The organism is Algoriphagus boritolerans DSM 17298 = JCM 18970 (assembly GCF_900108085.1).
GTDB classification, from domain to species: domain Bacteria; phylum Bacteroidota; class Bacteroidia; order Cytophagales; family Cyclobacteriaceae; genus Algoriphagus; species Algoriphagus boritolerans.
The window spans coordinates 101,687-122,221 of the sequence record NZ_FNVR01000011.1; the positions used below are offsets into that span (position 1 = coordinate 101,687).

The 20,535-nt window shown below is 41.8% G+C and carries 20 protein-coding genes; 9 read left to right on the top strand and 11 right to left on the bottom strand.

All coding sequences use genetic code 11. The annotated features are described in order from the left end of the window. Positions 1 to 87 precede the first annotated feature (87 nt). The 4 genes from C4S61_RS11515 to C4S61_RS11530 form a co-directional block, all read right to left on the bottom strand. Positions 88 to 645: a hypothetical protein gene (locus tag C4S61_RS11515; RefSeq protein ID WP_103924949.1), complete on the bottom strand. Its 558-nt coding sequence runs from the start codon at positions 643 to 645 to the stop codon at positions 88 to 90. Between the two features lie 4 nt (positions 646 to 649). After that, a complete protein-coding gene (locus tag C4S61_RS11520; protein WP_103924950.1) occupies positions 650 to 1,648 on the bottom strand; it encodes a 3-oxoacyl-ACP synthase III family protein in 999 nt (332 codons plus the stop codon). A gap of 101 nt (positions 1,649 to 1,749) precedes the next feature. Then, complete coding sequence (locus tag C4S61_RS11525; protein ID WP_103924951.1) at positions 1,750 to 2,448, bottom strand: SOS response-associated peptidase; 699 nt, start codon at positions 2,446 to 2,448, stop codon at positions 1,750 to 1,752. 30 nt (positions 2,449 to 2,478) lie between these two features. After that, the gene (locus C4S61_RS11530) at positions 2,479 to 3,438 is read right to left on the bottom strand and encodes a YheT family hydrolase (RefSeq protein ID WP_103924952.1); all 960 of its coding nucleotides are present in this window, start codon (positions 3,436 to 3,438) and stop codon (positions 2,479 to 2,481) included. 111 nt (positions 3,439 to 3,549) lie between these two features. On the opposite strand from C4S61_RS11530, the gene C4S61_RS11535 reads away from it, so the two are divergent. The 6 genes from C4S61_RS11535 to C4S61_RS11560 all read left to right on the top strand — a co-directional run bounded on the left by C4S61_RS11535 (position 3,550) and on the right by C4S61_RS11560 (position 8,876). Beyond that, positions 3,550 to 5,220 carry a pyruvate dehydrogenase complex dihydrolipoamide acetyltransferase gene (locus C4S61_RS11535; RefSeq protein ID WP_103924953.1) on the top strand — a complete coding sequence of 557 codons (1,671 nt, stop codon included), beginning with the start codon at positions 3,550 to 3,552 and terminating at the stop codon, positions 5,218 to 5,220. A gap of 243 nt (positions 5,221 to 5,463) precedes the next feature. Then, positions 5,464 to 6,006, top strand: coding sequence for an ATP-dependent protease subunit HslV (hslV, locus tag C4S61_RS11540; RefSeq protein ID WP_103924954.1), 543 nt, complete (start codon positions 5,464 to 5,466; stop codon positions 6,004 to 6,006). Between the two features lie 102 nt (positions 6,007 to 6,108). After that, the gene (locus tag C4S61_RS11545; protein ID WP_103924955.1) at positions 6,109 to 6,774 is read left to right on the top strand and encodes a TetR family transcriptional regulator C-terminal domain-containing protein; all 666 of its coding nucleotides are present in this window, start codon (positions 6,109 to 6,111) and stop codon (positions 6,772 to 6,774) included. Between the two features lie 2 nt (positions 6,775 to 6,776). Next, the gene (locus C4S61_RS11550; RefSeq protein ID WP_103924956.1) at positions 6,777 to 8,096 is read left to right on the top strand and encodes an ABC1 kinase family protein; all 1,320 of its coding nucleotides are present in this window, start codon (positions 6,777 to 6,779) and stop codon (positions 8,094 to 8,096) included. Between the two features lie 81 nt (positions 8,097 to 8,177). Further along, a complete protein-coding gene (locus tag C4S61_RS11555) occupies positions 8,178 to 8,483 on the top strand; it encodes a type II toxin-antitoxin system HigB family toxin (protein WP_103924957.1) in 306 nt (101 codons plus the stop codon). 6 nt (positions 8,484 to 8,489) lie between these two features. Then, a complete protein-coding gene (locus C4S61_RS11560) occupies positions 8,490 to 8,876 on the top strand; it encodes a helix-turn-helix domain-containing protein (protein ID WP_103924958.1) in 387 nt (128 codons plus the stop codon). Between the two features lie 30 nt (positions 8,877 to 8,906). Here the strand turns inward: C4S61_RS11560 and C4S61_RS11565 are convergent, their stop codons facing one another. Then, positions 8,907 to 10,094 (bottom strand): PQQ-dependent sugar dehydrogenase, encoded by a 1,188-nt coding sequence (locus C4S61_RS11565; protein WP_103924959.1) that lies wholly within the window; start codon positions 10,092 to 10,094, stop codon positions 8,907 to 8,909. A gap of 88 nt (positions 10,095 to 10,182) precedes the next feature. Between C4S61_RS11565 and C4S61_RS11570 the strand changes: the two genes are divergently transcribed. Both C4S61_RS11570 and C4S61_RS11575 read left to right on the top strand, forming a co-directional pair. Then, positions 10,183 to 12,111: an ABC-F family ATP-binding cassette domain-containing protein gene (locus tag C4S61_RS11570; RefSeq protein WP_103924960.1), complete on the top strand. Its 1,929-nt coding sequence runs from the start codon at positions 10,183 to 10,185 to the stop codon at positions 12,109 to 12,111. A 38-nt stretch (positions 12,112 to 12,149) separates the two neighbouring features. Next, the gene (locus C4S61_RS11575) at positions 12,150 to 13,424 is read left to right on the top strand and encodes a type IX secretion system plug protein (RefSeq protein ID WP_103924961.1); all 1,275 of its coding nucleotides are present in this window, start codon (positions 12,150 to 12,152) and stop codon (positions 13,422 to 13,424) included. Positions 13,425 to 13,459: 35 nt separating this feature from the next. Here the strand turns inward: C4S61_RS11575 and cas6 are convergent, their stop codons facing one another. From cas6 to C4S61_RS11600, 5 genes are all read right to left on the bottom strand, one after another. Beyond that, positions 13,460 to 14,353 (bottom strand): CRISPR-associated endoribonuclease Cas6, encoded by an 894-nt coding sequence (gene cas6, locus C4S61_RS11580; protein ID WP_103924962.1) that lies wholly within the window; start codon positions 14,351 to 14,353, stop codon positions 13,460 to 13,462. A gap of 97 nt (positions 14,354 to 14,450) precedes the next feature. After that, entirely contained in the window at positions 14,451 to 15,548 is a 1,098-nt protein-coding gene (ychF, locus tag C4S61_RS11585) for a redox-regulated ATPase YchF (RefSeq protein ID WP_103924963.1), read from the bottom strand. Then, complete coding sequence (locus C4S61_RS11590; RefSeq protein WP_103924964.1) at positions 15,548 to 16,642, bottom strand: AI-2E family transporter; 1,095 nt, start codon at positions 16,640 to 16,642, stop codon at positions 15,548 to 15,550. Before C4S61_RS11590 ends, ychF begins: the two co-directional genes overlap by 1 nt. A gap of 83 nt (positions 16,643 to 16,725) precedes the next feature. After that, positions 16,726 to 17,055 (bottom strand): DUF3276 family protein, encoded by a 330-nt coding sequence (locus C4S61_RS11595; RefSeq protein ID WP_103924965.1) that lies wholly within the window; start codon positions 17,053 to 17,055, stop codon positions 16,726 to 16,728. 186 nt (positions 17,056 to 17,241) lie between these two features. Next, entirely contained in the window at positions 17,242 to 17,589 is a 348-nt protein-coding gene (locus tag C4S61_RS11600; protein WP_103924966.1) for a 4Fe-4S binding protein, read from the bottom strand. A 119-nt stretch (positions 17,590 to 17,708) separates the two neighbouring features. Here C4S61_RS11600 and C4S61_RS11605 point away from each other — a divergent pair, with 119 nt between their 5' ends. Continuing rightward, positions 17,709 to 18,737, top strand: coding sequence for an acyl-CoA reductase (locus C4S61_RS11605; protein ID WP_103924967.1), 1,029 nt, complete (start codon positions 17,709 to 17,711; stop codon positions 18,735 to 18,737). A 1-nt stretch (position 18,738) separates the two neighbouring features. Here the strand turns inward: C4S61_RS11605 and C4S61_RS11610 are convergent, their stop codons facing one another. After that, positions 18,739 to 20,511, bottom strand: a complete 1,773-nt coding sequence (locus tag C4S61_RS11610; RefSeq protein ID WP_103924968.1) for a sensor histidine kinase — start codon at positions 20,509 to 20,511, stop codon at positions 18,739 to 18,741. Between the last annotated feature and the right edge of the window lie 24 nt (positions 20,512 to 20,535).

A 20,535-nucleotide genomic window follows, 5' to 3' on the forward strand; every position in this document is an offset into this window, starting at 1 on the left:
AGGTGAACGATCAAATTAACAGATTCGAAATGATTTTACGTATGAATCCAAATCCTGTTTAAAATTAATTTAATTCCTGTGGAGTTCTTATGAAAGTCTCAGAATATCAAGGATTTTTTTTAGCTCATTTGTCAGCCCTTCCTGAAGTGAAGTGGGATTAGGCGTCGGTTCAACTTTCTTTATCCAATGATAGAATTCAAGCTTTGTGCCTGTTATCTCCGGCGCTGAGTCGGTGAGATTTTTATTCAATATCAAATCAGCATAGTCCCATTGATTTGTGCTTAAGCCAAAAGAGAAACCCGAGGAAATTAGCTCATGAATGGGGTTTTTTCGGTTTTTTCCAAGATAAACTGTGGTGTAGATCCCATTTCCAAACCAATTAAGAATTCGAATATTTGCGCCACTCATCAGGTCGAAGTCCCGAATCAAGTCAAGTACCTGATATGGAAATCCCAGCAAATCATTTCCCTTGGAAAGTTTGACTCCTCTTGATTTCTGCGAAATCTGCTGTAGTTCCTTCTGTGAAAAAGCTGAGCCAACTTCCTCAAAAATAGCAGTGAATTGCCTTTTTAGCAGATTTTGCTGTTGAATTAAGTCTGCATTCAACCAGAGTTTGAGGTCAATGGGTTTTTGGAAGGAGTCCATTTTTTTACCAGCGTAACAATGCGGAAGCCCAAGCAAACCCAGAACCAAAGGCCGCCAAGCATACCAAATTTCCTTCTTTCAATCTTCCTTGTTCCCATGCTTGTGATAGGGCAATCGGAATTGTCCCTGCAGTTGTATTTCCCAGATACATGATGTTGTTAAATACCTTTTCGTCAGGAAGTTGAAGTTTTTGCTGGATGTATTGGCTGATTCTCAGATTTGCCTGATGAGGCACAAGAAGGTCAAGGTTTTCTTTAGTGAAACCATTGTGATCCAAAGCCTCCTTGATCACTTCCATGAATCGGACTATGGCATGTTTGAATACCGCATTTCCATTCATTTTGAGAAAAAAATCACCTCGATCGATCATTTCCTGTGAGAGTCGCACTTTCCCGCTGCTACTCGGAGCTATGCAATACAACTCCTCCGCAAAAGAACCATCGGCATGCAGATGGGTGCTAAGAATTCCATGCTGATCTGGTTCTACAGCCCCCAAAACTACAGCTCCGGCACCATCAGCAAATATCACAGCACTCGAACGACCCTCGTCGCTTTTGTCCAAAGCTGAGGACTGGATCTCAGCACCCACCACCAGGATTTTCTTGTACATCCCGGATCGGATGAATTGATCTGCCACCGAAAGTGCATAAACAAAACCGGAACATGCATTTTTGATGTCAATAGCTCCAATACTGGAGAGTCCTAATTCCCGCTGTAGTAAAACTCCATTCCCGGGTAAGAAATAGTCAGAGGTGATGGTGGCAAAGACGATGAATTCAATCTCCTTAGCCCCGACTCCAGCCCGTTCCATTGCCATTCTGCTGGCTTTCAAAGACATATTAGTCACGGTGTCCACACCAGGGGTAAACCATCGTCGCTCATGAATCCCAGTTCGCTCCACGATCCATTCATCCGTAGTGTTCATCATTTTGGAAAGCTCCTCATTTGTCACGATTCGCTCAGGCACGTAGTGACCTGCTCCAAGAATTCTGGACTTTTTCATTAGTATTTGGGTCTATAATTGGAAAAATAAAAAAGTACGCCAATATCGGTGATCGGAGGCATACTGCAAAAGCGAAATCAGGTGAATGGGGAATACTTTATTTATCCGAATAGGGTATAGTTTCCAAATTGATCCATTGGAGAGGTTTTCCGAATAATCCCAGGCGAATCATTCTGAACTGAATTAACCAAAGGCGAGACAGTATAACTCATCATTAGTTCTCCCGGATAGGGTTTCAGCATGGCTAAAAGATCTGACTCTGAAGTGTACTTATCCAGCCATTTTTTTTCTTGATCCCGACTGATAATTACAGGCATTCGGTCATGAATTTCGCCTACCACTTCATTGCGCTGGGAGGTCAAAATCAAAAAAGTATGATGAGATTCCCCTGAGACGGTCTCATATTCTTCCCAAATCCCGGCAAAAGCAAACAAAGCCTCGTCCCTAAGTGTAAAGCGATAGGGAATCTTAGTCTTTTTTCCAAGTTTCTTCCATTCAAAAAAACCATCTGCGGGAACCAGGCAGCGTCTTTTTTGAAAAGATCCCTTAAAGGAGATTTTTTCATTTATAGTTTCGGCTTTGGCATTGATTAGCTTTTGGGCAACGGGTTTATTTTGCCCGAAATCAGGAGTGATTCCCCAGTAAAAGAATGAAAATCCCTTGGGACTGTCGGAAGTGATGACGGGCAGGAGTTGTGTAGGAGCGATATTATACCTTGGATTAAAATCTGCCACCAGCTCCGCCTGAAACCGTTCTTCCAATTCAATTTTACTTTTGCTAAGGGAGTATCTTCCGCACATAGTCAGGACATTAATAGATTTTTTCGGAAGTTAGAGATCACGGGTTATAAATTCAACTGCCCGAAGCTCAGAGTAGAAGCTTTTTTGGTGGGATGGACCGGTGAAGCCCACATGACCTCCATGTTTGGGGAATTCAAAATGAATATTTCTCAAGCTTCTGGCCAGTTTGACGGGAAAACATGACTCGCTTAGAAACGGATCATTTTGGGCATTTAGGATCAGCGTTGGCACTTCTATATGCTCCAAAAACTGCAAGGATGAGTTGACCCGGTAATATTCCGCTGCATCTGAAAATCCATGTAGTGGTCCTGTGAAATAGTCATCAAAATCCCGAAGTGTTTTAATTTTCCTTAAGAGTCCTACCGGTAACTCCCCGGGGAATGCCAGTGATTTTCTAATCACCTTTTCTTTAAGCGTATTTAGAAAGCGTTTGGAGTAAATGATATTTTGCCCTGAGGAGATCTTTTCACAGGAACCTGCAAGGTCCAACGGAACAGAAATAGCGACTGCTTTTTTTATTTTTTGGACAGAAAGTTTTTTTTCGCCCAGGAATTTCAGTGAAAGATTCCCTCCCAGGCTGAATCCTATCAGGAATAGTTCCGAATAGTTTTTCGCTGCATGGCGGACTACGGCATCCAGGTCGTAAGTGGCGCCACTATGGTAGAAAATCACCTTTTGATTCAGCTCTTCACTGCAACCCCGGTAGTTCCAACTTAGGACATCGAAGCCTTTCTGTAAAAATTCCCGAGCCATTCCCAGCATATAGGGTCTGGTGCTATTGCCCTCCAGACCGTGACTGAGGACTACCAGTCGGCTGTTTCCTTTCTTGTACCAATCCAGGTCGAGAAAGTCATCGTCTTCTGTCGTTATTCTTTCTCTCTCAGGTTCTTGTAAGGCTACCTGTCTGAAAAGGGCAGGGTAAATAGTTTCCAAATGTCCGCTAAATAGCCATTTTGGTCGTTGGTAAAAGCTTTCGGAGATGAGTGGCATGAAATGACTTGGCCTAATTCAACTTGGAAAATACAGGATATAAATTTGAATAAAGCGTTTTTAAAAACTATTTTTGGACACTTTAAAAAACGATAAAGCTCGAAATTACCTATGGCCGAAATAATCAGAATGCCAAAAATGAGTGACACAATGGAAGAGGGGGTGATCGCTTCTTGGCTGAAAAAAGTAGGAGATACTGTCAAGCCGGGAGATATCCTTGCCGAAGTGGAGACTGACAAAGCAACGATGGAGTTGGAATCCTATGATGAGGGAGTCCTGTTATATATAGGTGTGCAAGAGAAAGACTCAGTGCCTGTCAATGGTGTGATAGCAATCATTGGTGAAAAAGGGGAGGCTTACGAGCACTTGCTTAATGGATCAAATCCCTCAACTGAATCCAAAGCTGATACCTCAAAATCGGAAGAACAAAAACTGGAAACTAAAGAGGTAAAAAAACCAGAAACTGAAAAACCAAAAGCTCCTGAGGAAAAAATAGATACTTCCAATATCAACGCAACGGTAATCACCATGCCTAAAATGAGTGATACCATGCAGGAAGGGACTATCTCTACTTGGTTGAAAAAAGTAGGTGATACCGTGAAGTCAGGCGAAATCATCGCCGAAGTGGAGACCGACAAAGCCACCATGGAATTGGAATCCTACGAAGACGGAGTTCTGTTATATATTGGAGTAGAGGCTGGAGAAAGTGTTCCTGTAGATGGAGTCATTGCGGTGATTGGAGAGAAAGGAGCAGATTTTCAGACCTTGCTGAAGGCCCAACAATCCGGTGGAAAAGAATCAGCTCCGGCTGAGAATAAAGAAGCGCCAAAACAGGAACCGAAAACTGAAAATCCAGCTGGATATTCCGCTCCTGTAACCCAAGTGTCTGCCAATACAGGGTCTGGATCTTCTACAGGAGAAAGAGTAAAAGCTTCTCCATTGGCAAAGAAAATTGCAGAGGAAAAAGGCTTGGATATCCGAGCGGTGTCTGGCTCAGGTGAGGGGGGACGAATCGTCAAGCGAGATGTTGAGAATTTTGTTCCTGCGGTTGCAGCTGCAGTAGCGACTGCTTCGGGTGCTACCACCCCTGCATTAGGACAGGAAAGCTTCCATGAGGAGAAAGTATCCCAAATGAGAAAGGTGATTGCAAAACGACTGGCTGAAAGCAAGTTTGGAGCGCCTCACTTCTATCTCACCATGGAGATCAATATGGACAAAGCGATGGAAGCCAGGAAGAGTATGAATGAGATTTCTCCCGTAAAAATCTCATTTAATGATATGGTAATCAAAGCTTCAGCTGCAGCTTTGCGCCAGCATCCTAAAGTAAATTCAAGCTGGCTGGGAGATAAAATCCGCTACAACGACCACATTCATATCGGTATGGCAGTGGCGGTGGACGAAGGTTTGCTGGTACCAGTCATTAGATTTGCAGATCAGCTTTCACTTTCCCAGATCTCCAATCAAGCAAAGACGTTGGGTGGTAAAGCCAAAAACAAGGAATTGCAACCCAAAGATTGGGAAGGTAATACCTTCACGATTTCCAATTTGGGAATGTTTGGGATTGATGAATTTACAGCGATTATCAATCCACCCGATGCCTGTATTCTGGCAGTAGGGGGTATAAAAGAAACGGTCATTGTCAAAGACGGTCAAATGAAGATCGGAAATGTGATGAAAGTGACACTTTCCTGTGACCACCGAGTCGTAGATGGGGCAATTGGCTCCGCATTCCTCCTGACCTTGAAAAGTCTACTCGAAGATCCCGTCAGAATCCTTATCTAAAAAATATCTGCCAAAAAGTCCTGTTTCAGCAGGACTTTTTGGCTTTTGTATGGTTATTGGTGCAGTAGTTATTCAATTATTGGGAATTAGTGAATAGTGCCATAGGCCTATTTCGGGATTTAGAAATTGTTGATCCCAATAACTCCAACACCATTAACTTCTATCCCATCTTGATGCTAACTTTAGCTAACCAATAACTTAATAACCAATAACTTACATACTAATAACCAATCACTTTTACCCGTGGAAAAAATCAAATCAACAACCGTAGTTGCTATTCGACATAATGGACAAGTCGTCATTGGAGCTGATGGGCAGGCGACTTTAGGGAACACTGTAGCAAAAAGTACGGTAAAAAAACTCCGTGTACTTCAGGGAGGTAAAATAGTCACTGGATTCGCTGGGTCTACAGCGGATGCCTTTACACTTTTAGAAAAATTTGAAGAAAAACTGGGTGCTTTCGGCAATAATATGAAGCGAGCTGCCGTGGAATTAGCCAAAGAATGGCGAATGGATCGAATGCTCAGTCGCTTGGAAGCGATGATGATCGTGGCCGATAAGGACGATATTTTGATTATTTCCGGGACGGGCGACGTTATTGAGCCGGATATGGAAATCGCGACGATCGGTTCAGGAAGTATGTTTGCACAATCGGCTGCGCGTGCAATGAAACAGTTTGCTCCCCACATGACCGCTGAGGATATGGTAAGGGAAAGTTTGCATATAGCGGCGGATGTCTGCATCTATACCAATCACAACTTGGTCATCGAAAAAGTAAAGAGTTAAATCGACCAAAAGCTTACCGAAGGATATTTCTTCGGTTTTTTTGTGCCTTTTCCAAACCCCACCCTAGTTATTGCTGTTATTGACGTGAATTGATTTCACCACATGGAAACTACAACAACAAAAAAGACCGCAAAGAAGGATTATAGAAAAATGATTTTGGAGGGTTTTGTCACTCATGTCCTTGAGCATGGCAATGCACCAAAGTCGGTTTTCAAATTTGCAAAGGATCTTAAAATGAAGGAAGAGGAATTTTACACCTATTTTACTTCATTTGAGTCCATCAAATCCGCAATCTGGGTATCGATTTTCGACAGTACCCTAGATCAGATCGAATCCCAGGAAGTATTCAAAGAATATAGCGTAAGAGAAAAATTCCTGAGTTTCCTTTTTACCTGGATCGAGGAGCTGAAAAAGAACAGGTCTTACCTTTTGAGCTTATATCAGGACAAAACTCAACCCATGAAATCCCTGACTTTGGATGCGAAAGAGTTTAAGGAGAAGTTTAAGGATTTTGCAGGAGAAATAATTCTTGAGGGAAAAGAAACGCAGGAAATAGCCAATAGACCTATTATTTCTGATCGATACGATGAAGCACTTTGGCTTCAGGTTGCATTTATTTTCAGGTATTGGTTGGATGATCGCTCGCCAAGGTTTGAAAAAACCGACGCTGCTATCGAAAAGTCCGTGAATTTGACCTTTGATCTGATGGGCAAAAGCGCATTGGATAGTTTTTTAGACTTCGCAAAGTTCCTTTATCAAAACAAATAATCATGGCTACCAAGGTATCAGAACAGGAAACCATCCCGGTATCCAAAGTACAGCGTGCGGCTAAATTTATTACCACGGGAGCCAAGGTTGGAGGAAATTATGTGAAGCATTATGCCAAAAAGATGGTCAATCCATCGATGGATAAGGAAGAACTTCATCAGAATAATGCCACCGATATCTATAAATCATTGAGTGAATTGAAAGGCTCGGCCTTGAAAGTAGCCCAAATGATGTCCATGGATAAGAACTTACTTCCAAGAGCCTATCAGGACAAATTTACGATGGCGCAATACTCCGCGCCTCCGTTATCTTATCCATTGGTAGTCAAGACTTTTCAGAAGTGTTTTGGCAAGACTCCCGATCAGATGTTTGATACATTTACCAGGTCGGCTGTCAACGCGGCCTCCATTGGACAAGTCCATCAGGCGACTCAAAACGGCAAAACCCTCGCTGTTAAAATCCAATATCCTGGGGTGGCTGATTCTGTCAGTTCAGACTTAAAGCTGGTAAGACCTTTTGCACTTCGCTTGCTTAATATGAATGAAAAAGAACTCGACCATTATATGGGAGAGGTGGAGGAAAGACTCGTGGAGGAGACGGATTATGTCCTGGAAGTGGAGCGCTCAAGGGAGATTTCTGAGGCATGTGCTCACATTCCAAATCTCAGGTTTCCAACTTATTATGATGAATTGAGTTCGGATCGGATCATCACGATGGATTGGATTTCCGGTAAGCATATCAAAGAATGGATGGATACCAATCCCTCTCAGGAATCCAAAAATCAAATTGGCCAAGCGCTTTGGGATTTTTATCACCACCAAGTTCACAATCTGAAGCAGGTTCATGCCGATCCCCATCCCGGTAACTTTATTATACAAGAAGGCGATCAGTTGGGAATCATTGATTTTGGCTGCGTAAAGGTAATTCCTGAGGATTTTTATCAAGGATATTTTGCGCTTATCAAAAAGGAATTGCTGATCAATCAGGAAGAGTTGGATCAGATTTTCTTTGATTTGGAATTCATTTCGGATAAAGATAATGAGACTGAGCAGGTCTACTTCAAAGGTGTTTTCCGGGAAATGATCTCACTACTGGGCAAGCCATTCCATGTAGAAAAGTTTGACTTTGCGGATGACAGTTTCTTTGAGCAGATTTTCCAATTGGGTGATCGAATCTCAAATGACAAAATGTTCCGAAAGTCCAGACAAGCTAGAGGTTCACGACATGGCTTATACATCAACAGAACCTATTTTGGGCTATACAATCTGCTCAATCAGCTTCAGGCTGAGGTGATTACTACTAAGCCGGATTGGTTGAAATAAGACAAAGTTTAGAAATACAGATCCTCGAATTTTTCGGGGATTTTATTTGTTTCCTATCCAAAAAGTATAACTTTTGATGAGATGTGTATCATTTCTGAAAAAGTGCTGGTTGACTTTGTTAGGAGCCATCCTGACTCAAGGTCTTCTTTAGAAAAATGGAAAGAGACCGTTAAAAGTCTAAAGCTTACAAACTTAAATCAGATTAAAGAATATTTCAGGTCAGCTGATATTCTTCCCAAAAATAGAATCGTATTTAATATCAGTGGAAACAAGTATAGATTAATTACTGGTATTCATTTAGCACAGCCTGGAAAACAGGATATTGTATTTACGATTTGGATAGGAACTCATGCTGAGTATGACAAAATTGATGCAAACAAAATCTAAATTACAATGGAACTGATTGATAAGCCCAAGCTGAAAATCCTCGAAACCAATGCCGAGTATGAACAAGCTTTAGAATATGTAAAATATCTAATTGATGAGGGGTTTGCTTTACCCGGAACAGAAGAGGAAAATACATTGGAGGTTCTATCTGTTCTTATTGAAAAATATGAGGAAGAAAAAGGATATAAATTGGAGGGGCTGAAATCTGATCCTATTGATTGGTTAAACTATTTTTTGGAGGAAAAAGGACTACAACAAAAAGATCTAATTCCAGCATTAGGGCCAGCAAGTAGAGTTTCAGAAATATTGAACAAAAAAAGACCTTTAAGCTTAAGGCAGATAAAAAACCTTCGGGATGAATTTAACATTCCTGTTCAGCTTTTGATTAAATAGATTGGGGAGCTTTTAACCTTCCTTTTCTATTTATTTCGAATAACTGACACGATAGATACAACCAGCCATATCGTCTGAAATCAACAGACTCCCGTCAGGTAATTCCTGGACATCAACTGGCCTTCCCCAGACTTCCTGAGATGCCTCGTCCAGCCAGCCACTTGCGAAGACCTTTTGCTCTGTCACATTTCCCGAATTGTCTAATTCAGTCAATACAACCTCATAGCCAGATTTTTTGCTCCGATTCCAACTGCCATGCTTTGCAATGATGATTTGGTTTTTGAATGAAGTTGGAAACATTGTCCCTTTATAAAAACGCATTCCGAGCGGTGCCACATGGGCCCCGAGTTTAGCAGCAGGTGCGACATAAGCTGATGCATCTTTTCCCCTAGAGCCAAAGTCGGGATCTTTTACTGTTCCTGCGTGCCAATAGGGGTACCCAAAATGTTGTCCTTCAGCAGCGACTCGGTTCAACTCGCAATCCGGTGTATCATCTCCCAGCATGTCTCGGCCATTTTCCGTAAACCACAATTCCTTAGTTTCGGGATGCCAATCAAATCCAACCGTATTTCGAACCCCATGAGCTACTATTTCCGGTTTTGAGCCGGGTGTATCGACGTCCAAGCGTGTGATGCTGGCGAAAATTTCCTCATCGGATTCGCAGATATTGCAAGGGGCGCCAACAGGAACGTAAAGCATTCCATCCGGTCCAAAGGCGATAAATTTCCATCCATGGAGGGTTTTGGTTGGATATTGATTGTACACCACTTCGTAGCTTGGGGTATTCAAGTTATTCTTGATGTCTTTGAACCGGAGTATTCGGCTGACTTCTGCGACGAAGAGGTCTCCATCTTTGTAGGCGACACCATTGGGCATTTTTAGGCCTTCGGCCAAAATATACTTGGTATCCGCTTTTCCGTCACTGTTTTCGTCGACGAGGGCATAGACATTATTGCCTTGCCGATTACCCACGAAAACAATCCCACCGTCAGAAATGGCCATGGACCTGGCATTGGGGACATCCCCTGCCCAAACTTCGATTTTGAAGCCGGGTTGAAGCTTGATTTGATCTAACTGAACTTCTGCCTTTGCATTGCTGATGTCTATTTTGTTTTGGCCATTTAGGATATTTGCTTCCTGAGAATTGCTCTGACAGCTTGTCTGCAATGATACCAAAGCAAGGCTAAGAATTATAACTAGGGGTTTGAATTGATTCATGGGGTTCGATTTGATAAAATAAGCTAAACATTTTAAGATTGTTTTCCCAGCAAAGGGGTATAAACGGGTTAATGGTTATTTTTGCGCCATGCTTTCAATCAGTAATCTTTCTTATTTCATCGGAGGGCGACCGCTCTACGAAAATGCTAACCTTCACATTAAGCCGAAAGACAAAATCGGACTCGTTGGACAAAACGGGACGGGAAAGTCTACTTTGCTAAAAATTATCAACGGCGACTATCAAGCAACTACAGGGGAAGTACAAAAAGCCAAAGATTGTACCATTGGGTTTTTGAATCAAGACCTTCTTTCTTTTCAGTCGGATGAAAGTATTCTGAATGTGGCTTTAGCAGCGTTCAAAGAAACGCTTAAACTTCAGGATGAAATTGATGAAGTTTTGAAGAAAATGGAAACCGATTACTCCGAAGAGATTATTAATCGACTGGCATTTCTTCAGGAACGATTTGAATCCAATGAAGGATACACCATCAAAGCCAAGGCAGAGGAAGTTTTGGAAGGAATTGGTTTCCAGACCGCTGATTTGGACAGGCCATTGAGGAATTTTTCCGGAGGTTGGAGAATGCGGGTGATGTTGGCAAAACTGCTTTTGGAGAAACCCGCTCTTCTGCTGCTTGATGAGCCTACTAACCACCTGGATTTACCTTCCATTCAATGGGTGGAAAATTACCTGAAAAACTATGAAGGCGCCGTGATTGTCGTTTCTCATGATCAGACCTTCCTGGATAATTGCATTAGTACTACTGTGGAGGTGGCAAATCAAACGTTGACTTCCTATCCGGGCAATTACTCCTTTTACAAGGAAGAGAAGAAGCTCAGAATGGAACTCCAGCAAAATGCTTATGAGAATCAGCAGCAGATGATCAAGCAGACGGAGCGATTTATTGAGCGATTTCGTGCCAAAGCCACCAAGTCAAATCAAGTTCAATCCCGTATCAAAGCACTGGATCGCTTGGATCGGGTCAATGAGGTGGTAAACGATGAGGCCTTTGTCAACTTCAAATTCAAGTTCTCGCAAAAATCAGGCAGGGACGTGGTGATTTTGGACAATATCTCCAAATCCTATGGGGATTTGGTCATTTTGAAAAACACCACCGCAAGAATCGAAAGGGGAGATAAAATTGCTTTGATCGGAGCCAACGGTAAAGGTAAATCCACGCTGCTCAGAGTAATAGACGGGACTGAAAAATTCGAGGGCCAAAGGATTGAAGGACATAATGTGATCAAAGCTTTCTTTGCACAGCATCAGCTCGAAGCACTGACCTTGGATAATGAAATCATTCAGGAAATGGCGCAGGCTGGAACTAAGAAAACGGAAATGGAACTTCGTGGCGTATTGGGCTGCTTCCTCTTTTCCAATGAGGAGGTCTTCAAGAAGATCAAAGTACTTTCAGGAGGGGAAAAATCCCGTGTTGCTTTGGCCAAAACCCTGATTTCAGAAGCCAATTTTCTCTTGCTCGATGAACCAACAAACCACTTGGATTTTCAGTCGGTAAATATCCTCATTCAAGCCCTTCAACAATACGAAGGGACTTTTATCACCGTTTCTCACGACCGTCATTTTATTAAAGGTGTTGCCAATAAGATTTGGTATATCGAGGACCAAGAGATCAAAGAATACCCTGGTACTTACGATGAGTATGAATTTTGGAAAAGTCAGCAATCTGAGGTGAAAGTCGTGCCAACTCCTGTAGAAAAGTTAGAAAAAAAGCCACAGCCGACAGTTTTGAAATCGACTCCGGAGGCGATACAGGCTAAAAAGGATTTGAAAAAACTGGAAGAGCAGGTTTCTAAAATCGAAAAGGAAATTGAATCCCTGGAACTTTTGAAGACTGAAACTGAGAAGAAAATGGCTGATCCGGACATTTATGTGGATGAAGTGAAAGCGCAAAAACTCCAGGATAGTTACCAAAACATCCAAAACAGTTTGTATGAATTAAATGCAAAATGGGAACAACTTGTGGATCAAATCTCATCTTTGCAGGAATTGGCAGGGTAATAGCAACTGATTTCAATCTAAAATTGCTATTTTGAATCATGTCAAATAAAAATTTCTTTAGTTTAATAGTGGTATTCTTTCTCGGGATTGGTGTCACTTATTCCCAAATCCTCGAGGATAGGGTGTTTTCTGAGCACATTCATTCGGTGAGGTTATTCCCTCAGGGAGCACAGCAGGACAGTCAGTTGGATGCTCCTGTAGTCTCCTTGTCAGATTCGAGGCAACTTGTTTTGTTATTCGATGACATCGCCTACGATCCGGAGCAATATTCTGCCAAATTGATTCACTGTGATGCAGATTGGAAGCAATCAGCGCTCAGGAACAATGATTTTTCAGTGAATTTCAATGAATTTAATATTCAGGAATACAGCTATTCGGTTAATACTCGAATACCTTACATTCATTATGCCTTTACAATCCCCAGAGTTACAAAGTCAGGGAATTATGTAGTAAAGGTATATCGGAACAGGGACGAGAAGGAGGTTATTCTGACTCGTAGGTTTATGGTTTATGAAGAACTCTTTACCGTGGGAGCTTCGATCGTACCACCTACACAATCCGAAGAACGCCGTGCTTTGCAACAGGTGAATGTGGCGGTTAATTACTCGAAAGTAGATCTGATTGATCCAACGACACAAGTCAAGGTAGTCATTCGCCAAAATCAGCGCTGGGATAATGCAAAGTTTCTGGCGAAGCCGACATTCCTGAATCAAAGCTCAAAAAGCATTCGCTATGAGCCATTTGACGGATCCAATACATTCAGAGCTGGAAATGAATTCCGATTTGTGGACCTTCGTTTTATTCGGGCTACCGGAGTAAATATTGCCGAAGTGAAAGTCGAGGAAACCGTAATTTTAGCCAACACCTTAGTGGATAGACCCAGGCCGGGTGGCACATATTCTCAATACCTTGATTTGAATGGGCAATACATCGTTTTTACCAATGACCGTCCCGGTGGAGACCCCGAAGTAGAAAGTGAATACATTTATACTACTTTTTATCTTCAGGCAGATCCCGGACGTGACATAGTCATGCTCGGGGCCTTGACCGCTTGGGGAAAAAGCCCTGAATCCAAAATGGTTTATGACCCAAAATCCGGATTATACAGTACTTCTATCTTGACGAAGCAGGGTTGGTATGATTATCAGTTTGGATTTCCTACTGCTAATGGATACGAGTCCGATCCGATTGAAGGAAGTTTTTTTGAGACAGAAAATGAGTACGAGGTTTTGGTTTACTATCGGGCTTTGGGTTCCCGATATGATCAGCTCGTGGGTTATGTGTACTTGCATCCAAACCGCAGAAGAATCTAAAAAAAAATCCTCTCGATGGGAGAGGATTTGATTTGTTATAATTCTTCAGGAAGATCACTTTCACCTTCTTCCGAGGATGGGGCTACATTTTGCCTCACTCGCTCGGTAGGTTTGTAGGGAACGAAGCCCTCTCTTTTGAACTTGTAGCTTGTGGTTCTGTTTGATCCTGCCGGATGATTGGCCAGGTCCAACATTCCGAAACCTTTGTGAGTAAATGCTCCTAAACCACATTTGAAGACAAAATCCTGAACTTCAGGTGCAGCATAGAGTGTGAACGGAAGTGTATAGCCTCGAACTTCATATTTCACATCCATGTCATAAACAGCATAGATCCTGGCAAATTTCTTCTGTTGCTCTTTTAGCTTGTTGACGTAAACCATGTCTGGAACTACCTGGAACTTAAAGAAGGATTCCATCTGCTCAGGAGTATACCAGCCGGATTTTTCCATTCGGGTCAAGGTAGATTCGTAAAGCAAATCAGAAAATTCATCGCTGTCCGGATTGATAAATCGCTTCCCTGCTTCTTCATTAAAAGCCGGAGTGATTAATACAAGCGGTGAAATACACACGAATTTATTATTGGTCTCCAGGGTAGGCTCGGTTTCCAATTCGGTGTACTCAGGCGATAGGATCAAGTTGCCGAGTTCGATTTTTTGCGTAGCAAAAACCTGCTCAAGCAAGTAGTCCATGAAATCTTCGCTCTGCGAAGATAGAACCAGGGTGACCAGACTTGAATAATAATGCAAGCCACTTCTACTTACTTTCGTCTGGCCTTTGAGGCCGGAGAAATTAAAGAAGTTGTAGTTGAAGAATTCTTCTCTTCCTCCTTTCACAATTAACCCCTTGAGGAATTGCGCCAGGATATACTGGTGATGGAAAGGCAAGTAGGAGCCTTTGTTCTTAAGTGAAAATATTAGTCTAACTCTCACGGTGAATTAAAAATAAAATGAGACAATTATGAATGAAAATACTTACTTGTTTGGGTGAATAAGCGAGCGTAAAAATACAAATAAATTTTAAAAAAAGTCAAATGTTGAATCTAAAATGCATAATGTCACCATCTTTTACGACATATTCTTTTCCTTCGATTGAGATTTTTCCATTTTCACGGCATCCAGCTTCATTTTTGAATTGTTGGTAATCAGCGAGTTTGATAACTTCTGCCTTGATAAATCCCCGCTCAAAATCAGTATGAATGACTCCAGCTGCCTGAGGTGCTTTCCATCCTTTTTTAATAGTCCAAGCCCGGACCTCCTGGACCCCTGCAGTGAAATAGGTAATCAGATCCAATAATGCGTATGCTCCATAAATCAGACGGTTCAGACCACTTTCTTCCAATCCGTACTCTGAGAGGAACATTGCTTTTTCTTCCGGGTCATCAAATTCTGCAATTTGTGATTCAATTGCTGCGCAAAGAAGAATCACATCTGCGTTTTCTTCTTTTACCTTTTCTTTTAGTATGTCCACAAATTTGTTGCCCGTCAGAATGCTGCTTTCATCTACGTTTGCGACATAAAGCACCGGTTTGATGGTCAACAAATGTAAATCTCTTACCGCTTCAAGTTCTTCCTTGTCAGCTTCGATAGCTCTGGCATTCAATCCTGAAGAAAGTCCCTGCTTAAATCTGTTGAGGATTTCTAGTTCGACCCTGGCTTTTGCATCTCCTGCTTTAGCGATCTTTTCTACTTTCTGAACTTTCTTCTCCACAGATTCCAGATCCTTCAACTGAAGTTCAGTATCGATTACCTCCTTGTCAAAAATAGGGTCCACACCACCGGCCACGTGCACAATATTGTCATCCTCGAAGCATCGGATTACGTGAATGATTGCGTCTACTTCCCGAATATTTGCCAAGAACTTATTACCCAGTCCTTCTCCTTTTGAAGCTCCCTTTACGAGACCTGCTATATCCACAAATTCGATAATCGTGGGAACCACACGTTGGGGATTGACCAATTCTTCAAGGATTTGTAAGCGCTTATCAGGCACTGAAACTACACCTACGTTAGGCTCGATGGTACAAAAAGGGAAGTTTGCTGCTTCAGCTTTGGCGCTGGAAAGCGCATTAAACAAGGTAGATTTTCCCACATTAGGGAGTCCAACAATGCCACATTGTAATGCCATTAATTTGTTGCTTTAATTTTAAATATTCGATAGGATTTGTACCCTCTGAAGAACTCCATCACGGAGACTCTGAAAATGGTATAAACCGGGATCGCAAAGATCATCCCCAGGATACCCGCTATTTTTGCCCCGACAAAGATAATAACAAATATCTCAAGCGGGTGTGCCTTTACTGTTTTGGAAAAAATCATCGGCTGGAGTACTATATTGTCCGTGAGTTGCACTATCGCAAAAACTGAAAGAATCTTAAAAAGGAAATAGGTATACTCCGCATCACTGCCGAATGTACCCGTCGAGATGCCTACTACAATTCCAAAAACTGAACCAAGAATAGGTCCTGCATAGGGAATAAGGTTGGCCACCGCTGCGAATAGGGCGATAGTCAGCGCATATTCTACACCTGCCAGGGTAAGTCCTAGGCTGGCAAGTGAAAAAATGAAAAGCATCTGTATCAACAGTCCAAAAAGGTAGTTGGATAGTAGTTTCTCCACCTTTGTGAAGGTGGCCACTGACAATTCGAAATAGGCGTTTGGGATCAGATTCAACAGATTTCTGCGAAGAAGTCCATTCTCCAGCAATAAGAAAAAGGTGATAAATGCTACTGCAATGACCCCGATCAGCAAACTGCTGGTCAAGGTGATCAAGCCGCTGATGAAGCCACCAAAATCAAAGGTCTTGATGAAATCAATTATAGAATTTTTGAGCTCCTCAAACAACGATCCCGGCTTGTTTTCCAGCAACTGGTAGCGAAATAAAAAGCGCTCCATTCGGCTGATCGGTTCTTGGATTTGAGTGTAAATACCTTCAAGATCCATTTCGGAAAGGATCAGTAACTGATCGTTTAGCAGTGGTAAAAACATCAAACTCAGGAGAAATATCAATAAAATAATGGCCGCATAAGAGATAAGAATGGCCAACCATCTCGGAATATGCTGTTTGACTAGATGAAAATCATGGATTCGGTTAGTCAAAGGCCGGAGTAAGGCAGCCAAAATCAATGAAATGATGAGGTACAGGGTGACATTGGAAAAATACCAGCCAAACAGTAAAAAGGCTGCTATTAACAAAACGAGATAAACGAAAAACCGCTGCATGGCTACAAAAGAAAAGGAGGCACTTGCCCCCTTAAATATAATTTAATCAATGCGGGTTTTGCAACCTCCAATTGGTTGTGGATTTATTCCCATTTCAGTTCGTCCTTGATTTCATTTTCTGAGTCTTCCTTTTCAAACTGGGTGAAATCAACCTCAGGCATCAGCTCCTCCTTTACATGATCCACAGTTTCGTTGAGCGCATTTACAAACTTGAAGAAATCTTCTTTGTAGAGGAAAATTTTGTGTTTTTCATACGTAAAGCCGTCGCCGTTCATTCTTCGCTTACTCTCAGTGATGGTGAGGTAGTAGTCATTTGCCCGGGTGGACTTGATGTCAAAAAAATAAGTTCTTTTCCCGGCTTTTACTTTTTTGGAGAAAATTTCCTCTCTGTCGTATCCTCGATGATCTTCCACAGTGCTTTCTGATTTTAGGGTTGGGTTGTACTAAATAATGAGATAAAGTAAAACAAAAGCCTCGTAGAATTCAAAAATGATTTTTGATTTTTTTTAAATTGATTTTTCCGATTGGGTACAGAATGCTAAAAAAAGGTTTTCAACTCGCTGAATTTGTAAATGAAAAGAGTGGTCTTTGGACCACTCTTATTCGCCATGCAAAAAAGCTTTTTTAGCAAGCAATTCTTCTTCTGTTTCCCGATGGTCAGGATCGTCTACGCAGCAGTCGACGGGACAAACAGCCGCGCACTGAGGTTCTTCATGGAAGCCATTACACTCGGTGCATTTAGCAGTCACGATGTAATAGAACTCGTCTGAAATAGGCGCCTGCTTTGCGGTAGCGTCTATTACCGATCCATCTTCGAGTGTCACTTGCTTAAGAGCTGTACCTCCGCCCCAAGTCCACTCTACCCCACCTTCATAAATTGCTGTATTCGGACATTCAGGTTCGCATGCACCACAATTGATGCATTCGTCCGTAATCATTATTGCCATGGTTCAATCGATTAAGATTCCAAAAGTACAATCTCAATAGCTCCAAGGCAATAAAAAAGTTGTCATACTAATTAATTTAAATTTATTCCAAGCTTGGGCTGTTTTGGTACCTTTGCCGAATGACAGCAACACTATCGTCAAAAGAGAGAATTGAAGCATTTTGTCGACTCGGAGATTCGCTACGCAACTTGAATACCGAGGAAAAGGAAGTTTTATTCCAAAAGGCCAATAACCAAAATAGCTGGTTTACCCAAGTTTCAATGGATTCGGCGTTGACCGGAATTTTACGTCTTTTGGAAAAACAAAAACTGGAAAAATGGCTGGCTACCTATTCATTTCCAGAAATTGTGTCTCCTCGAAAAGTGGGAATTCTGATGGCCGGAAATATTCCTGGCGTTGGATTTCACGACTTAATGAGTGTGTTGATTTCAGGCCACACTGCAGTAGTCAAACTGAGTTCGGCGGATTCTTTGTTTTCCAATTGGTTGATCAAAAAATTAATAGAAGTGGAGCCAAGATTTGAAAAACACCTTCAAATCGAAGAGATGCTCAAGGGGATGGATGCTTACATTGCCACGGGAAGTGACAATTCAGCCCGATATTTCAATTACTACTTCGGGAAATATCCAAGCATAATAAGGGCAAATCGGACTTCTGTGGGTGTTTTGACTGGAGAGGAAAGTGAAGATGCCTTAAATAAATTTGGGAATGATATTTTTCTCTACTTCGGACTCGGCTGCCGAAATGTCTCAAAGATTTTTGTTAAAAATGTGGAGCAGTTGCAGCATTTTTTGGATGTGATGGAGAAGTTTAAGTGGGTAGCATTGAATCACAAATACCTCAATAATTACGACTACATCAAGTCCATTTACCTGGTTAATAGTGAGCCGCATTTGGATAATGGATTTTTGATCCTTAGAGAAAGCAAAGACCTTGTCTCTCCGATCGGAGTCCTGTTTTATGAAGTATATGATTCCACTGAGGATTTGCTGGAATTGCTTAGATCCCAGGAATCTAAAATTCAATGCATTGTTGCTGATCCGGAAGTTATTCCCGGTGCTACACCATTTGGTGAGGCTCAATATCCCGAACCTTGGGATTACGCTGACAAGGTGGATACGATGAAGTTTCTGATTGCACTTGGATGATTTAAGCCTTGTGTGGATTAATTCCCTCCGGAATCGTTACGCAGAATTTTGTTCCTTCTCCCAAAACTGACTCGACGGTCATCGTTCCGCCGTTTTTCACGATGTACTCGCGGACCAGGATTAGGCCAAGACCCGTTCCGGTCTCATTGGCCTGACCTCGGGTTGTGAAGGAAATTCCCTCGTTTAATTTTTTGAGGTTTTCTTCCGATATACCAATTCCAAAATCCCTAGCGCAGAGCTTCAGTTTTTCATTTTTGGTTTCACAGGAAATCAGGATTTGATCGTTTGGCTTGGAAAATTTAACCGCATTGGATATCAGGTTTCTTACGATTAATTCCAACATGTTTTTATCCCCATACGCCCAAGTGTTCTCAAATCCCAGAAGTTCGATCGCTACAGATTTTTCCGATGCCATCCGGTTTAGAAGATTCTTTTGACTGGTTACCAGCTTGAATAAATCGATGGATTGAGCCTGAATGAATTCCCCCAAAATCTGTGAACTGGTCCAAGCCAATAAATTTTCCAAAAGCAAAGCTACGTTTTCCATGTTTTTGGAAACTTCCGGCAGCATTTCCAAAAACTCCTCTTCAGTCACCAGTCCGTTTTGGGTCAAATGGATGAGTTCCTTTACCCCAAATACAGGTCCTTTTAAATCATGAGAAATGATGCTGAAAAATTTATTCTTGAGTTCATTGAGTTTTGTAAGTTCTTCAGCTTGTTTCTTGAGCTGTTCAGTAGTTTTGATTTGTTCGGTGATATCATCGAAAAGTACCAAGATGCCTAAAACCAATGATTTTTGATCAGCGATTTGAACTGATTCGACACGCAACACCCGCTCCGAATGATCGATTGTGAATCGACTCTCAATGGTCTTATTTTCTCTTCCAAGAATTAAATCCAAGATTTCAGGCCTTTCTGAAAAGATTATCGAGGCGTGTTGTCCAATTTTAATTTGCTCCGGTTGGAAGCTAAACTTTTTTGAAGCCGAGTTGAAATCAATCAGTTTATTCCGATGATCAAAAACCAAAACTCCACGGGTCATTACTTCGAGGATTTTATCTCTGGCTACAGGTTTTAGGTTGAGCAGATTGAATTGAAGAATGGCAATCGCAATAAAGAAATAGGTAAATAGAAACGCGTAAGGAGTCAAATCCAGTCCTTCGTACGGTTTGATCCAAGAGAGTTGGTAAAATACATTAATGATCAAAGGGAAAAAACCTCCGATAATCAACAGTCTTGTCTGAAGTTTGAAGTGAATATTTGCATAGCGAAACCTTCTCCAAAGTATGACGGTCCCCAGAAAATAGAATAAATACGAATAGGCTACCAAAACAGGGTACCAGACCCCCTTTTCCACTCCTAAAATCGGAAAAGGTCCTGAGGTGATCAGCCAATTGCTTTTATAATGAAGATGATGCCAATCATTGGTCAGTACGATCAGGTAGGTGATGATGGGCAGGAAAAAAATGGACGGGTAAATCCAGCGCTTTTTTGAAGTGTCAAATTCGGTATACTTCAGGGTAAAAACCATCCAACACGCAGGCGCCAAGACCAAGCCTATGTATTGCCATTTGCTCCAAAAGAGCATACTATCGACAGTCTGAGAAGCTAATTCGATGCCATAAAAAAATCCCCAAACTGAAAATGAGGCCATCGCAAATACAATCCATCGAACAGAATCCTCTAATTTGAGACCGATATAGACCGAAAGACCGGCTACCAGAAGGCTTGACAGAATCAGCGTAGAAGCGTAGGGATTGAGAGTGAGTTCCACGTAATTTGAAAATGACCTACCTGT

Bases quoted from the DNA above. Each gene is read 5' to 3' on its own strand.
- C4S61_RS11515 (WP_103924949.1), bottom strand. From the start codon at position 645: ATGGACTCCTTCCAAAAACCCATTGACCTCAAACTCTGGTTGAATGCA.
- C4S61_RS11520 (WP_103924950.1), bottom strand. From the start codon at position 1,648: ATGAAAAAGTCCAGAATTCTTGGAGCAGGTCACTACGTGCCTGAGCGA.
- C4S61_RS11525 (WP_103924951.1), bottom strand. From the start codon at position 2,448: ATGTGCGGAAGATACTCCCTTAGCAAAAGTAAAATTGAATTGGAAGAA.
- C4S61_RS11530 (WP_103924952.1), bottom strand. From the start codon at position 3,438: ATGCCACTCATCTCCGAAAGCTTTTACCAACGACCAAAATGGCTATTT.
- C4S61_RS11535 (WP_103924953.1), top strand. From the start codon at position 3,550: ATGGCCGAAATAATCAGAATGCCAAAAATGAGTGACACAATGGAAGAG.
- C4S61_RS11545 (WP_103924955.1), top strand. From the start codon at position 6,109: ATGGAAACTACAACAACAAAAAAGACCGCAAAGAAGGATTATAGAAAA.
- C4S61_RS11550 (WP_103924956.1), top strand. From the start codon at position 6,777: ATGGCTACCAAGGTATCAGAACAGGAAACCATCCCGGTATCCAAAGTA.
- C4S61_RS11555 (WP_103924957.1), top strand. From the start codon at position 8,178: ATGTGTATCATTTCTGAAAAAGTGCTGGTTGACTTTGTTAGGAGCCAT.
- C4S61_RS11560 (WP_103924958.1), top strand. From the start codon at position 8,490: ATGGAACTGATTGATAAGCCCAAGCTGAAAATCCTCGAAACCAATGCC.
- C4S61_RS11565 (WP_103924959.1), bottom strand. From the start codon at position 10,094: ATGAATCAATTCAAACCCCTAGTTATAATTCTTAGCCTTGCTTTGGTA.
- C4S61_RS11570 (WP_103924960.1), top strand. From the start codon at position 10,183: ATGCTTTCAATCAGTAATCTTTCTTATTTCATCGGAGGGCGACCGCTC.
- C4S61_RS11575 (WP_103924961.1), top strand. From the start codon at position 12,150: ATGTCAAATAAAAATTTCTTTAGTTTAATAGTGGTATTCTTTCTCGGG.
- ychF (WP_103924963.1), bottom strand. From the start codon at position 15,548: ATGGCATTACAATGTGGCATTGTTGGACTCCCTAATGTGGGAAAATCT.
- C4S61_RS11590 (WP_103924964.1), bottom strand. From the start codon at position 16,642: ATGCAGCGGTTTTTCGTTTATCTCGTTTTGTTAATAGCAGCCTTTTTA.
- C4S61_RS11600 (WP_103924966.1), bottom strand. From the start codon at position 17,589: ATGGCAATAATGATTACGGACGAATGCATCAATTGTGGTGCATGCGAA.
- C4S61_RS11605 (WP_103924967.1), top strand. From the start codon at position 17,709: ATGACAGCAACACTATCGTCAAAAGAGAGAATTGAAGCATTTTGTCGA.